This window comes from Photobacterium rosenbergii (assembly GCF_003026455.1).
Lineage (GTDB): Bacteria > Pseudomonadota > Gammaproteobacteria > Enterobacterales > Vibrionaceae > Photobacterium > Photobacterium rosenbergii.
Genome location: NZ_PYMB01000019.1, coordinates 83,816 through 96,954, shown reverse-complemented (window position 1 = coordinate 96,954; position 13,139 = coordinate 83,816). Strand labels below are relative to the sequence as shown.

Here is a 13,139-nt window from a genome sequence, read left to right as displayed (position 1 = left end):
ACCCCGCACCTCAGATGCTTAATTATTCCACACAACAAAACCGCACTATTTTGCCATTTTCACATCTGTCGCTCTAATCACTTAAATACAGTGGTTTAAATTGAATAAAAGACAAAATTTAGAACAAAAATCAAACAAAAATGCAACCTGCGGAATTTTTTATACATTTTTCTTGCATAAGATCTCACTCTGGGTAATATAACCATCAAGTGACGATTAATGCAGTAAGTCAGCATGAGTATTCAAGTAAAGAGTGTTAATAAATTCTATGGTGATACCCAGGTTCTTCATGATGTTGAATTCACCTGTGGCAAAGGCGAAACCTTGGTATTGCTTGGCCCAAGCGGCGCCGGTAAAAGCTCTTTGCTAAGGGTGCTTAACTTGCTGGAAAACGCTAACAGCGGCCAGCTTCAGGTTGCCAACGAAGCCTATGACTTCGCAAAGACTATCTGCGAAAAAGAAGCACTGAAGCTAAGACGTAAAGTCGGCATGGTGTTCCAACAGTACAACCTTTGGCCTCACCTCACAGTAATGGAAAACCTGATTGAAGCACCGGTGAAAGTGGCAGGGATCTCAAAGCAACAAGCTACTGACGAAGCCATGGCTCTTCTTACACGTTTGCAACTAGCAGACAAAGCGGATGCTTGGCCACTGCAACTCTCAGGCGGCCAACAACAGCGGGTAGCGATTGCCCGTGCCCTAATGATGAAACCTGAAGTGTTGTTGTTTGACGAGCCAACGGCTGCACTCGACCCTGAAATTACTAACCAGGTTGTCAAAATTATTAACGACCTGAGTGAAACCGGCATTACCCAAGTCGTAGTGACCCACGAAGTGGACTTTGCCAAGAAAATCGCCAGCCACGTGCTGTACCTTGAAAAAGGCCGCATGGTGGAGCACGGCACCAAAGAGGCCTTCACCACTCCTTCGACCCCGGAGTTTGCCGAATACCTCACACACTAAATTTAGTTACCTATTCGAACTTAGGTATAGACACTATTTCCAGCATCATGCCTATCGTGATGCTGCAGTTAACGACGCACGGAGTATCGCGATGAAAAAGATTGTATTGGCAACATTGATTGGTTTGGCTTCAGCAAATGCAGCCGCTCAGGAAGAAATTAAGTTTGCGATGGAAGCAACTTACGCCCCATTCGAATACGTTGATGAGAATAACGAAATTCAGGGCTTTGATGTTGATCTCGCCAATGCACTTTGTGACGTGATTGAAGCCAAGTGTTCTTTCCACAACCAGCCATTCGATAGCCTGATCCCTGCTTTGAAATTCCGTCGTTACGATGCAGCTATCTCGGGTATTGATATTACTGAACAGCGCCAGCAAGTCGTGAATTTCACCGATGCATACTACGACAACTCTGCAGCTTTCGTTGCTCTTGATGGCAAAGTTGCCGATCAAGCTGCACTTAAAGGCAAGCGTGTTGGCGTGCAGAACGGTTCAACCCACCAGAGCTACCTGACTGAGCAACTGGACGGTGTTACTGCTGTTCCATACGCGAGCTACCAAGACGCATTCATCGATATGCAAAATGGCCGTATCGATTCGGTATTCGGTGACACAGCTGTGGTTGCCGAGTGGTTCAAAAAGAACGACAACCTTGTTTATGTTGGCGAGCAGGTTACCAATGCTAAATACTTCGGTAACGGTTTTGGTATCGCCATCAATAAAGACAACCAAGAACTGCTGGATAAGCTGAATACTGCACTGAAAACGGTTAAAGCCAATGGCCAGTACGACGAAATCTTCAACAAGTACTTCGGTGAGTAATTTATGGCGTTATCAGGTTATGCTCTGACGCTACTTGAGGCTAGCTGGGTCACTATCCAGCTAAGCCTGGCCAGCGTCACTGTAGGATTAGTCTTGGCAGTTCTGTTTGCCAGTGGTGAGATGTCGCGCTTTCGTGCCCTTGCTTGGCCAACAACGGCGCTGGTCACCGTGCTTCGGGGCTTACCTGAAATATTGGTTGTACTGTTTATTTTCTTTGGCTCAACCCAAGTACTGTTCTTGCTGACCGGAGATTTTATTGAAGTCAGCCCGTTCTTATCAGGGGTGATTGCCCTCTCTCTTATCTTTGCTGCTTACGCCTCACAGACTTTGCGAGGCGCCCTCAAAGCCGTCCCTAACGGCCAGAGGGAGGCGGCAAGTGCATTGGGGATCAGCAAGTCACGGGCATTCTTCAAGATTGTTCTGCCACAAGCGGTTCGCCATGCCCTGCCCGGCCTGACCAACCAGTGGCTGGTACTGCTAAAAGACACCGCCTTGGTCTCCTTGATTGGGGTAACAGACTTGCTCAAACAGGCCCAGCTGACAGCTGCTGCCACCCACGAAAGCTTTACCTGGTATGCCTGCGCTGCAGCTGTGTATTTGGTCATCACCCTGATCACCCAGCGGGTAGTCAAACAACTGGACAAAAAATATAGCTTGCAGGATGGCCACTCGCCATCAGGTAAATCAACAAAACAAAAAGCGACAAAAACCAGCACACTGGAAGGAGCTAACGCATGAATGAACAGCACGTTTGGCAACTTCTCGATGGCTTAGTGGTTAGCCTTGAACTTACCGCTGCCTCGTTGCTGGTAGGTTGTACCCTGGCATTGCTGATGACACTGACACTGATCCTCAAGACGCCGAGCCTGCACTGGTTGAGCCGCGGTATCATTACCTTGTTTACCGGTACCCCCTTGTTGGTGCAGATCTTTTTGATTTACTACGGTCCGGGACAATTTGAGTGGGTACGGGAAAGCATTTTCTGGCAGTGGCTAAGCCAACCATGGTTCTGTGCCATGCTGGCCCTGGCTTTGAATACTGCCGCTTACAGTACCCAACTATTCAAAGGTGCATTCAATGCTATCCCTTCAGGTCAATGGCAGGCATGCAAAGCGTTAGGGATGAATACCAAGGCAACCTTGGGTGTATTGCTTCCGTATGCTATTCGCCGGGCTATCCCAGCCTACTCCAACGAAGTGATTTTAGTTTTCAAGGGCACCTCGTTGGCTAGTACCATCACCATCATGGACATCATGGGCTACGCACAGCGGATCAACGCCCAAACCTACGATACCTTAATGGTCTTCAGTGTCGCAGGTGCTTTCTACCTAACGGTCAATGGCGTGCTTACCCTCATCTTCCGTCAGGTTGAGAAAAAAGCCCTCGCTTTCGAGATGGCCAGATAGAAAAAATCACACTCCCTCATTGATATTTAAAAGCTGGTTAACACCAGCTTTTTATTCCTCATAAGCTATATCTGTAATAATTCATTTCAAATCAACTTCGCACTGAAACAATTTTTATATTTATTTGAGCGCCATGAATCTGGCTATTGAGTATGTATAGAATTCCCATTTAGTTTACATGGTTAATATTTATATAGATCTAGATCACATTTCTAACCGATCAACTTATCGGCAAATCAGTAAAAAAGGCCTTTTCTCCCTGTTATCCAGATCAAAAGCACAACCAAAAAGAAACCAATTTAACAAAACAAAAACAATAGACCCTATTAACAACTTTTCACAACTACCCACAAATAGTTATATAAAATCGCATCCCATTCATCTTTCCGTTACAGATCAAAAAAGAATTAATAAGGTAAAACCAATAGCTTTTGCCCAATTGAATCAGCACAAAAATATATCTTAAGATCCCCTTAAAACATTTGTTAACACTTTTCTTTTAGCTCAATTAACAAAGTAGAACGGGTAGATTTATGAATAACGGAATCAGCACAGTTGCTAAGGATGAAAAGCAGCGTGAGTGGCGTGCTTTCTTTTTCATCACAGTTTTTCTCTTTCCCATCCTCAGTGTCGCCGCCGTCGGTGGCTACGGCTTTTTCGTTTGGATGATGCAGGTCTTCTTCTTGGGGCCTCCAGGCCATATGGGATAAAGCCGGCATAACAACAATCAAATAACCACACATTGAGTACACAACATGAAAGCATTTCTAACTAAAGCTTGGCAGACTTTCTCTCGGCCAAGTGTCCATATCAGCCTCGGGGTGTTGACCCTTGGTGGCTTTATCGCAGGGGTTATTTTCTGGGGCGGTTTCAACACCGCGTTGGAAGTGACCAATACCGAAGAATTCTGTATTGGCTGCCACACTATGGAAAATAACGTCTACCAGGAACTGCAAGAGACCGTGCACTGGAAAAACACATCCGGTGTCCGTGCAACCTGCCCTGACTGTCACGTTCCACACAATTGGACTGACAAGATCGCCCGTAAAATGCAAGCCAGCAAAGAAGTGTTCGCCCAAGTATTCGGTGATTTAGACACCAAAGAAAAATTCGAAGAACGCCGCGTTGCCTTGGCCCAGCATGAATGGGACCGCTTCTCTGCCAACAAATCGTTGGAATGTAAAAACTGCCACAACTACGACAGCATGGATTTCGACAACATGCGTCCGACTGCTCGTATCCAAATGAAGCAGGCAGCAGAACGCGATCAAAGCTGTGTAGATTGCCACAAGGGTATTGCCCACAACCTGCCGAAAAATATGGACAGCTCCGGCGGCATGATTGGTGAGCTTGAGCAGCTAGCTTCAAGCACCAAGTTCGAAACAGGCCAGCAATATGTGAGCGTACGCCATCTTCCTCTTTACGAAGAAAAAGAGCTTTCCACTGAAGCTGGCCTGCTAAACCCAGCCTCTTCTGTCAAAGTCATTGACCAAACTGCAGATGCTATCGAAGTCGAAGTCTCTGGCTGGCGCAAAGACAAAGGTTTTGGCCGTGTTATCCAAGAAGATTTCGGCATGAACATCGCCGTAGCTTCGCTGCTTAAAGAGTCAGCAACCAATGATCAGGTTGTTGAGAAATTCGAACGCAAAGAAGATGACCTAACCGGCCTGCCTTGGCAGCGTGTAACTGCCAAAGTGTGGATGAAGAAAGAAGCACTTATGGCCGACGTCCAGCCTATCTGGGAGAAAGCAAAACAGTCTTACAACACCAACTGTTCTGTCTGCCACACCCAGCCGGATGAAGCCCACTTCGATGCCAACACTTGGCCAGGCATGTTCAACGGCATGATGGCATTCGTTAACTTCGATACCGACAGTAAAGCCTTGGTGCTGAAGTACCTACAGAAACACTCATCTGATTTTGCAGATGGCCACCACTAAGCGATTGATGGAGTAATTGACTATGTCTGTAAGCAGAAGACGTTTCCTACAAGGTATGGTAGCAACCAGCGCCGCATCAGTGATTGGCCCTAGTCTGCTAGGTACAAAGGCCATGGCTGCAGAAACCGTAGGCACCTGGAAAGTATCAGGCTCCCACTGGGGAGCATTCCGTGCCCACATCTACGGCGGAAAACTACAAGAAATCAAACCGCTGGAGTTGGATAAACACCCAACCGAGATGCTTAACGGCATCAAAGGGATTCTTTACAGCCCGTCACGTGTACGTTACCCAATGGTGCGCCTCGACTGGCTAAAGAAGCACAAATACAGTGCCGAGACCCGTGGTAACAACCGTTTTGTCCGTGTCACCTGGAATGAAGCGATTGACCTGTTCTACCGCGAACTGGAGCGTATCCAGAAAGATTACGGTCCTTGGGCACTACACGCCGGTCAAACCGGTTGGCGTCAGACCGGCCAGTTCCACAGTTGTGGTAACCACATGCAGCGCGTTGTCGGTATGCACGGTAACTACATCAAGAAAGTCGGTGATTACTCGACCGGTGCCGGCCAGACCATCTTGCCTTACGTGCTAGGCTCCACTGAAGTGTATGCTCAGGGTACCTCTTGGTCTGAAATCTTGGAGAACAGTGACAACATCGTTCTTTGGGCTAACGATCCGGTGAAAAACTTGCAGGTTGGCTGGAACTGTGAAACCCACGAGTCCTTCGCATACCTCGAGAAGCTGAAAGAGAAAGTCGCCAACGGCGAAATCAATGTGCTTTCCGTTGACCCGGTGAAGAATAAAACTCAGCGTTACCTGAACAACGATCATATGTACATCAACCCACAAACAGATGTGGCGTTTATGTTGGGTGTCGCGCATACCCTCTATACCGAAGAGCTTTACGATAAAGACTTCATCAAGATGTACTGCCTCGGCTTTGATGACTTCATCCAGTATGTAATGGGTGAAACCAAAGACAAGATTGAGAAAAACCCAGAATGGGCAGCAGAGATCTGTGGCGTTTCTGCCGATAAGATCCGCGAGTTTGCCCGCATGCTGGTTAATGGCCGTACCCAGATGCTATTTGGCTGGTGTATCCAACGTCAGGAGCACGGTGAGCAGCCGTATTGGATGGGAGCGGTTATTGCTGCGATGGTCGGTCAAATTGGCCTACCGGGCGGTGGTATCTCTTACGGTCACCACTACAGCTCAATCGGCGTGCCTTCAACGGGCTTTGCAGCGCCGGGCGGGTTCCCGCGTAACCCAGACGAAGGCCAGAAGCCTAAGTGGGATAACAAAGACTTCAACGGCTACAGCAGCACCATTCCGGTTGCTCGCTGGATTGACTGTCTGCTCGAACCAGGTAAGCAGATCCGCTACAACGGCTCTAAAGTGACCCTGCCTGATTACAAGATGATGGTGATCAGTGGCTGTAACCCTTGGCACCACCATCAGGATCGCAACAAGATGAAGAAAGCCTTCAAGGCACTTCAAACCGTTGTCACCATTGATTTTGCATGGACAGCGAGCTGTCGCTTCTCGGATATCGTGCTACCGGCTTGTACCCAGTGGGAACGTAATGATATCGATGTTTACGGCTCATACAGTGGCCGTGGCCTGATTGCGATGCAAAAACTGGTTGACCCACAGTTCCAGTCAAAAACCGACTTCGAAATCATGACAGAAGTGGCTCGTCGTTTCGGTCGCCACAAAGAATACACCCGTGGTATGGACGAGATGGAATGGGTTCGCCAGCTTTACAGCGAATGCCGTGATGCCAACAAAGCCAAATTCGATATGCCTGAGTTCGATGAGTTCTGGGCACAGGGTTATTTCGATGCCGGTACAGGTAAACCTTGGGTTCGCCATGCCGACTTCCGTGAAGATCCGGAGATCAACCCATTGGGTACACCATCTGGCTTTATCGAAATCACCAGCCGTAAGATTGACCGCTTTGGCTACGAGCACTGTCAGGGCCACCCAATGTGGTTCGAAAAGAGCGAGCGTTCGCACGGTGGTCCGGGCTCAGACAGACACCCATACTGGCTGCAGTCTTGCCACCCGGACAAGCGCCTGCACTCGCAGATGTGTGAATCGGAAGACTTCCGAGCCACCTATGCAGTACAAGGCCGCGAGCCAATCTACATCAACCCGAAAGATGCTGCTGCCAAGGGCATCCAAAACGGTGATTTGGTCCGCGTCTACAACGACCGTGGCCAATTGCTAGCAGGCGCGGTACTGACTGACAGCTACGCTCCGGGCGTAGTTCGTATCGAAGAAGGCGCATGGTATGGCCCTCTGAACGAGAAAGAAGGCGCAATGGATACCTATGGCGATCCAAATACCCTGACTCAGGATATTCCGTCTTCTGAACTGGCTCAGGCAACCAGTGCCAACACCTGCCTAGTTGAATTCGAGAAGTTCTCGGGAACAGTGCCGCCAGTAACTTCATTCGGCGGGCCGATTGAAGTGAGTTAATTCTTACTGGCAGAAATAAACAAAGGGGAGTAGCCAATGGCCACTCCCCTTTTTACAATTATCAGAATACTAATGGCACTGTACTGCTCAATTTTCAAAAGATTAAATCCTATCTATCGCCAAAATTTTTAGGTTCAAAGAGGACTTTTTAATAGTGGAACTCAATAAGCTATGTAGCTGGTATTGAGTAGAGCAATCATAAAAACTGGATATTAATTTCAAAGAAAAAAGGAGCCGATGGCTCCTTAAGAAATATCAAATAATGTGTTACACACGATTTTCACAACCAGGTTTTTCTGTGTCAATAATCTGCGTCCCCTCTACATCATAAGAGAAGAATCCAAGATATAAATAGAACCATGAATGCTCAACAACTGCATCAGCAAGACCTACAACACACTTATCATCTTTAATTGCATCATCGACTGCAGTTTCAACATTTGGAATACCGAGAGGAAAAATAACTGCAATTTTTGTATCGCTACCCTCAACACGCTTCCCTTCAACAAAGCCCTGTGAGTTCATGTCTACATTTAAGGTTGATGCCACTGTCAAATCAGCAACCCGCTGGCTACATCCAGACATAGCTAGTGCTGCTAGAGCCGCGATAGCTAACTTTTTCATGATTTTACCTATTCAATTTTCAATTATTTAATAAAGCTCATAACGTACCAATCACTTATGGTACTTGGTACGCTATAAAATCAAACGGAATGATATACTATATGAGGTGTAAAGAGTAATGCGATTTTTTGCTTTTTACGCAGACTTATATAACTATTTAGAATATTAATTAAATTTTCTAATTATCCGACACCTAAGCAGGTAACTTATTTTAATTACTAGATTTTACCAATTTGAACACCGTTCAATTGTGGGTTGTTTTCACCCATCAACTCCTCAATACTAAAATCACAGTCTTCTCACTCCTCCCTTTAACTTTTGAATTTTGATATCTGGTTGAATTTAACTCAGGAAAACAACGCTTCTAAATCACTCTCACTAATCCTTTTCCCGCCAATGCGATATCTCACCTCTCCATTAATTAAGCAGCTAATGGTTTGTCCATTAATTTGAGTTTGCCTTTGGGGCAATAACACTGGTGTTAGATCTTCGCCGTCTTCGCTTTTAATTTTAAAGCCTGTGAACGCCCTGACCTTTTCTTCAGTTGAAGTAAATTCACCGCCTGTCAGGCAATCTTTGATAAGTTCTGTGATGTTATATTTTGCGAGAAGGGATTTGAGTTGGTGTACGGGAATATTCGTCCCGTTTAGCCTTGCAGAAAGATGATGGTTGATTCTAGTAACACGCACCGTATTACCATTAATACTATGTTGTTTTCCATCTGCTTTTCGAATGATGCGGTTTACATGTTCTTGAATCTGCATAGCCCCTCAACAAAGCGTTACTCAATGATAACTGCATATGAACGTCAAACAAAGAGTATGATATACGGTTAAAGGGAGATTTCAACATACCTCTATAGAGTTAAAAAGCCCTGAACTTGATGCTGGTAGCATTGTTCAGGGCTTTGAAAGTAGAGAAAGTGGGTAATCAATTAGGATCTAAGCGACAAAACGAGAGTGAGTTATCAGAATCACGCTGACATTCAACATCAACCCACTGGCCATTGAACTGCACAAGTGAACCGTCTGTGGCAGAATAACCCCACATAATGCCATTCTCAACCGGTCCTTCTAGGCTGATTTCATTATCTTTCCTCTCCGGCCGAACCCGTTTCACGTAATTACCATTATTGGCTTTACCGTCGAGTTCCACCCACTGGCCGTTGATGTTGGAGAGGCTGATGCCATCGTCATACTCCGTATTCACATCAACAATGAATACAATGCCATTAATACTCAATATCGAACCGTCATAACTGGCCTCACCCTCGACATTGAATTCCAAGTTATCCGGTACGCTTACCTGATCTTGAAAATCAACCCGAGTAGCAAAAAGCTTGTTCTCCAGTTCGATCAAATCCACTTCGACAACTGCACCAATTTCCAGATTTGACCGAGTGCCATCATCAAAGGAAGTATTGCCATTGGTATATACCCGAACATTACCGCCAATCTCAAAACTGGTTAAATCTGGGCTTACCCAAGTGATGATTCCTTCAAGCTCGGTATTACGTACATCATCGTTATCTCGGATATCAATAATCGAAGCGACAAACTGGCTGCCGTCAAACTGACCGTAGACTTCAACCCATAGCCCATCAGCTAACGTCCTGCTGTCTTCGATAACTGCGTTGGAGTAATCGACCTGCACAGTAGCAATCGTGAACACACTTTGCGAAGTATCAAGCCCTGATATTGCACCTTCAATTTCCGCTGTTGTTTGGGGATCAACCACGGTAACAACTGTCACTTTCCAACTATCATCAGGTTCGACCAAACCGTATAGCATCACCCAATCGCCAATATTAAAACCGCTTCCTGGGTAATCATAACTAATCCCATTTATCGATAGGCTACTATCGGAAACTGCAGTTACCTGTCCAGTGGCTGCCGGTTGCAAATACACTTGCTGGGCTTGGTTATCTTGATATTCCACTTCAACCTGCATCCCTTGCTTGAGTTCGTCAAAGCTATAGCTACTGTCATCATAACTAATCGTTGCCTGTGAACCATCAAGTTGATGCTTATTGATCGTGAAGGACTCGTCTGGATACGAAACTGAATCTACCGTACCTATTGTTCGTGCTAATGGTGAGCTTTGGACAATATCACTGCCATCACCGGATGAGCTTGAGTCACCACCACACCCTGTGACTGCTAGGGACAATCCAATTGCTAAAGAAAGCAAGTTAAGACTTCTCATAGAGTTACCTATAACCAACTCTTTTCCCTGGATATATTTCCATCGTTTGAACTTATAGCCATACAGCGAGCCATATTATTGTATTATTGGCGCTTGGCAGACTGATAGTAAGTATAGAATCACCATAAACTAAACCTGCCTCAAGGCTGATAATTGCTGCCTTTCAATCATGACAAAAATTGTAAGCAAAGCCGGACAACCACCTGACAATCATTGGTAACGGTTACACTATTTTTTCCTATTGATTTTATTGATCATATTTAATATCCCACAACTTTTTATTGCAATTTTATTGCGCCCGTTACACAGGCAGTGTTTAATAAGCAGCAAGTATGATTTGAGCTAGGATGTGTAGCCATGGCTACGATTAAGGATGTGGCCAAACTGGCCGGTGTGTCCGTTGCGACGGTATCACGTGTGATCAATAAATCCCCTAAAGCCAGTAAAGCGTCTATTTCGTCTGTCACAAAGGCAATGAAAGAGCTTGGCTACCGCCCCAACGCCAATGCAAGGGCACTGGTCAGCCAATCCACCAATACTGTTGGTGTGGTTGTCGGCGATGTTTCTGACCCTTTCTTTGGCTCAATGCTCAAAGCAATCGATCAGATCGCGAGACAGAATGGCAAACAAATTCTTATCGGTAATGGCTATCACAATGCTGTTACGGAAAAAGAAGCCATAGAGCTATTGATTAACAGCCGCTGTGAGTCTCTGATCATCCACAGTAAAGGGTTGAGTAACCAAGAGCTGATTGATTTTGCCAAAGAAGTACCGGGAATGGTGGTTATCAACCGCTACATTCCTGAAATCGCCCATCGCTGTATTGCTCTAGACAACCATAAGGGTTCCTACCTGGCAACGGAATATCTGATCAAAAACGGCCACCAGCATATTGGTTATGTGTGCTCAAACCACGACATTGAAGATACCGAACAGCGCCGTGCTGGATACCTCGATGCGCTGCGCGCTTATAACCTGACAACCGATGAAAACTACATCGAATACAGCTCGCCTGATGAAGCTGGCGGCGAGCATGCGATGATGAACCTGCTTTCCAAAAACCTACCGATAACCGCTATTGCCGCCTATAACGACAACATGGCTGCGGGTTGCTTATCAGTACTGGAAGAAAATGGGATTACTGCTCCGCAAGATATCTCTCTGATCGGTTTTGATGATGGTATCATCGCCAAATATTTGAGCCCGAAACTGACCACAGTGCGCTACCCGATCAACATCATGGCAGAGCAAGCAGCAAATCTTTCGCTTTCTCTTGCCAAAGGTGATGAGAACAAGACATGTACCCGGATGTTTGTCCCTACCCTAGTACGTCGCTTGTCCGTCGCTCAAAAATAAAAAGCAATAAGAGGAATGTATGCTTAATCTCGAAAAACAGTTGGCCTTTATCAACGAACTGGATCGCCTGAAAGCGGTATACCGCAAGACCATGGTCAAGCCTGATAACAACCGTCAGGAAAACAGCGCCGAGCACAGCTGGCACATTGCTCTTATGGCCCAAGTACTCAAAGACTATATTGAAGAGCCCGTCGATGTGAATCGTGCAGTTATGATGCTACTGATCCATGACATTGTTGAAATCGATGCCGGTGACACTTTTGCTTTTGCTGAACAACATGAGCTAGATGGCCAAGAAGAAAAAGAGATCGAAGCGGCCAACCGTTTGTTTGGTCTATTGCCAGAAACACAATTTGTGGAAATGAAGGCGTTATGGATGGAGTTTGAGCAGGCCGAAACCGCTGATGCCCGCTTTGCTAAAGCGATGGATCGTATCTTGCCGCTTATCCAGAACATGTCCAATGAGGGTGGTAGCTGGGTGAAACACACAGTATCCAAACAACAGGTACTTAAGCGCAACGAGTATCTGGAAAAAGTCACTCCTAAACTTTGGCAATATGCCTGCGAGCAAATTGATTTAGCTGTCGAGAAGGGTTGGTTAACCAACAACTAATCCTTCATCATCAAGACCGGATCACAAAGGCCGTGGAGATTAGTGCAATCTTCACGGCCTTTTGCTTACTAAGTCACTGGCACATTGTTCGATGCCATGACTGATGAGAAATTCCTTTTCTCTAAAATCCATATTGTTTTGCGTTTACTTATCTTTGTTAATCAGCGCCGTTTTATAAGCAAGGTTACCTTCTTGATCCATTGCCCTGAACTTCACACTACCTGAACGGTTAGATGCAACAGTGACAAAAGCCCTACCGTGCTCATCGGTGGTGAAAGTGCCAGAACCTGGCACATTGGTTGTAATCTGCACATTGCTAGCGGGTGATCCGTTTTCACTGACTTTGACCCATGCACCCTCGTTTTGTGGAGTCACTCTTAGGTTTAAATCGGCCATCACTGGTGCGCTTAGTAATACAGTTGCTGCGATCATGGTACCTGTAAGCTTAAGCATATCTTTTCTCCTTGAAATATTTGTTTGGGTTCGGAGTTAAATTTAGCTAGAGCATCAAGATAAAGAAACATTAAGAATTAAACATGTCGTTCGAATTATTCGAACATGATTTTTTGTCCTGACATTAGTTTACCGTTAAGTGCAAAGTATTTACCATTAGCATAATTCGCCAGTTTTTCTTTACTATCAGAACAATACATCATTAAATTACACATTTAGACAATAACTATTTCTCAACAACTTTATTTCTCTACCCTACATGTTTAAGCTATAG

13 protein-coding genes are annotated in these 13,139 nt (G+C 45.7%); 9 read left to right on the top strand and 4 right to left on the bottom strand.

What is annotated here, in order from left to right; genetic code table 11:
• Positions 1-234 precede the first annotated feature (234 nt).
• From artP to torA, 7 genes are all read left to right on the top strand, one after another.
• Positions 235-963 (top strand): arginine ABC transporter ATP-binding protein ArtP, encoded by a 729-nt coding sequence (gene artP, locus C9J01_RS23070; RefSeq protein WP_107300482.1) that lies wholly within the window; start codon positions 235-237, stop codon positions 961-963.
• Between the two features lie 91 nt (positions 964-1,054).
• Complete coding sequence (locus C9J01_RS23065) at positions 1,055-1,786, top strand: lysine/arginine/ornithine ABC transporter substrate-binding protein (RefSeq protein ID WP_107300481.1); 732 nt, start codon at positions 1,055-1,057, stop codon at positions 1,784-1,786.
• 3 nt (positions 1,787-1,789) lie between these two features.
• Complete coding sequence (artQ, locus tag C9J01_RS23060; protein ID WP_107300480.1) at positions 1,790-2,524, top strand: arginine ABC transporter permease ArtQ; 735 nt, start codon at positions 1,790-1,792, stop codon at positions 2,522-2,524.
• Positions 2,521-3,192 (top strand): arginine ABC transporter permease ArtM, encoded by a 672-nt coding sequence (gene artM, locus C9J01_RS23055; RefSeq protein WP_107300479.1) that lies wholly within the window; start codon positions 2,521-2,523, stop codon positions 3,190-3,192. Before artQ ends, artM begins: the two co-directional genes overlap by 4 nt.
• 533 nt (positions 3,193-3,725) lie before the next feature.
• A complete protein-coding gene (gene torE / locus C9J01_RS23050; RefSeq protein ID WP_082008535.1) occupies positions 3,726-3,902 on the top strand; it encodes a trimethylamine N-oxide reductase system protein TorE in 177 nt (58 codons plus the stop codon).
• Positions 3,903-3,947: 45 nt separating this feature from the next.
• The gene (gene torC, locus C9J01_RS23045; protein ID WP_107300478.1) at positions 3,948-5,132 is read left to right on the top strand and encodes a pentaheme c-type cytochrome TorC; all 1,185 of its coding nucleotides are present in this window, start codon (positions 3,948-3,950) and stop codon (positions 5,130-5,132) included.
• A gap of 22 nt (positions 5,133-5,154) precedes the next feature.
• Positions 5,155-7,614 carry a trimethylamine-N-oxide reductase TorA gene (torA, locus tag C9J01_RS23040; protein ID WP_107300477.1) on the top strand — a complete coding sequence of 820 codons (2,460 nt, stop codon included), beginning with the start codon at positions 5,155-5,157 and terminating at the stop codon, positions 7,612-7,614.
• 267 nt (positions 7,615-7,881) lie between these two features.
• Here the strand turns inward: torA and C9J01_RS23035 are convergent, their stop codons facing one another.
• The 3 genes from C9J01_RS23035 to C9J01_RS23025 all read right to left on the bottom strand — a co-directional run bounded on the left by C9J01_RS23035 (position 7,882) and on the right by C9J01_RS23025 (position 10,443).
• Positions 7,882-8,238, bottom strand: a complete 357-nt coding sequence (locus C9J01_RS23035; RefSeq protein ID WP_107300476.1) for a hypothetical protein — start codon at positions 8,236-8,238, stop codon at positions 7,882-7,884.
• A gap of 347 nt (positions 8,239-8,585) precedes the next feature.
• Positions 8,586-9,002, bottom strand: coding sequence for a hypothetical protein (locus C9J01_RS23030; protein ID WP_107300475.1), 417 nt, complete (start codon positions 9,000-9,002; stop codon positions 8,586-8,588).
• Positions 9,003-9,168: 166 nt separating this feature from the next.
• Positions 9,169-10,443, bottom strand: coding sequence for a DUF5666 domain-containing protein (locus C9J01_RS23025; protein ID WP_107300474.1), 1,275 nt, complete (start codon positions 10,441-10,443; stop codon positions 9,169-9,171).
• A 357-nt stretch (positions 10,444-10,800) separates the two neighbouring features.
• On the opposite strand from C9J01_RS23025, the gene C9J01_RS23020 reads away from it, so the two are divergent.
• Together C9J01_RS23020 and C9J01_RS23015 are read left to right on the top strand one after the other, a co-directional pair.
• On the top strand, positions 10,801-11,799 hold the full coding sequence (locus C9J01_RS23020; RefSeq protein WP_107300473.1) for a substrate-binding domain-containing protein: 999 nt from the start codon (positions 10,801-10,803) through the stop codon (positions 11,797-11,799).
• 19 nt (positions 11,800-11,818) lie between these two features.
• On the top strand, positions 11,819-12,412 hold the full coding sequence (locus C9J01_RS23015) for an HD domain-containing protein (protein ID WP_107300472.1): 594 nt from the start codon (positions 11,819-11,821) through the stop codon (positions 12,410-12,412).
• Positions 12,413-12,556: 144 nt separating this feature from the next.
• On the opposite strand, the gene C9J01_RS23010 is transcribed toward C9J01_RS23015, so the two are convergent.
• A complete protein-coding gene (locus tag C9J01_RS23010; RefSeq protein ID WP_107300471.1) occupies positions 12,557-12,865 on the bottom strand; it encodes a hypothetical protein in 309 nt (102 codons plus the stop codon).
• Between the last annotated feature and the right edge of the window lie 274 nt (positions 12,866-13,139).

What these genes read in the sequence shown, in the direction of transcription:
- C9J01_RS23020 (WP_107300473.1), top strand. Translation starts at nt 10,801, where the DNA reads ATGGCTACGATTAAGGATGTGGCCAAACTGGCCGGTGTGTCCGTTGCG.
- C9J01_RS23010 (WP_107300471.1), bottom strand. Translation starts at nt 12,865, where the DNA reads ATGCTTAAGCTTACAGGTACCATGATCGCAGCAACTGTATTACTAAGC.
- C9J01_RS23025 (WP_107300474.1), bottom strand. Translation starts at nt 10,443, where the DNA reads ATGAGAAGTCTTAACTTGCTTTCTTTAGCAATTGGATTGTCCCTAGCA.
- torE (WP_082008535.1), top strand. Translation starts at nt 3,726, where the DNA reads ATGAATAACGGAATCAGCACAGTTGCTAAGGATGAAAAGCAGCGTGAG.
- artP (WP_107300482.1), top strand. Translation starts at nt 235, where the DNA reads ATGAGTATTCAAGTAAAGAGTGTTAATAAATTCTATGGTGATACCCAG.
- C9J01_RS23015 (WP_107300472.1), top strand. Translation starts at nt 11,819, where the DNA reads ATGCTTAATCTCGAAAAACAGTTGGCCTTTATCAACGAACTGGATCGC.
- C9J01_RS23035 (WP_107300476.1), bottom strand. Translation starts at nt 8,238, where the DNA reads ATGAAAAAGTTAGCTATCGCGGCTCTAGCAGCACTAGCTATGTCTGGA.
- artQ (WP_107300480.1), top strand. Translation starts at nt 1,790, where the DNA reads ATGGCGTTATCAGGTTATGCTCTGACGCTACTTGAGGCTAGCTGGGTC.
- artM (WP_107300479.1), top strand. Translation starts at nt 2,521, where the DNA reads ATGAATGAACAGCACGTTTGGCAACTTCTCGATGGCTTAGTGGTTAGC.
- torC (WP_107300478.1), top strand. Translation starts at nt 3,948, where the DNA reads ATGAAAGCATTTCTAACTAAAGCTTGGCAGACTTTCTCTCGGCCAAGT.
- C9J01_RS23065 (WP_107300481.1), top strand. Translation starts at nt 1,055, where the DNA reads ATGAAAAAGATTGTATTGGCAACATTGATTGGTTTGGCTTCAGCAAAT.
- C9J01_RS23030 (WP_107300475.1), bottom strand. Translation starts at nt 9,002, where the DNA reads ATGCAGATTCAAGAACATGTAAACCGCATCATTCGAAAAGCAGATGGA.
- torA (WP_107300477.1), top strand. Translation starts at nt 5,155, where the DNA reads ATGTCTGTAAGCAGAAGACGTTTCCTACAAGGTATGGTAGCAACCAGC.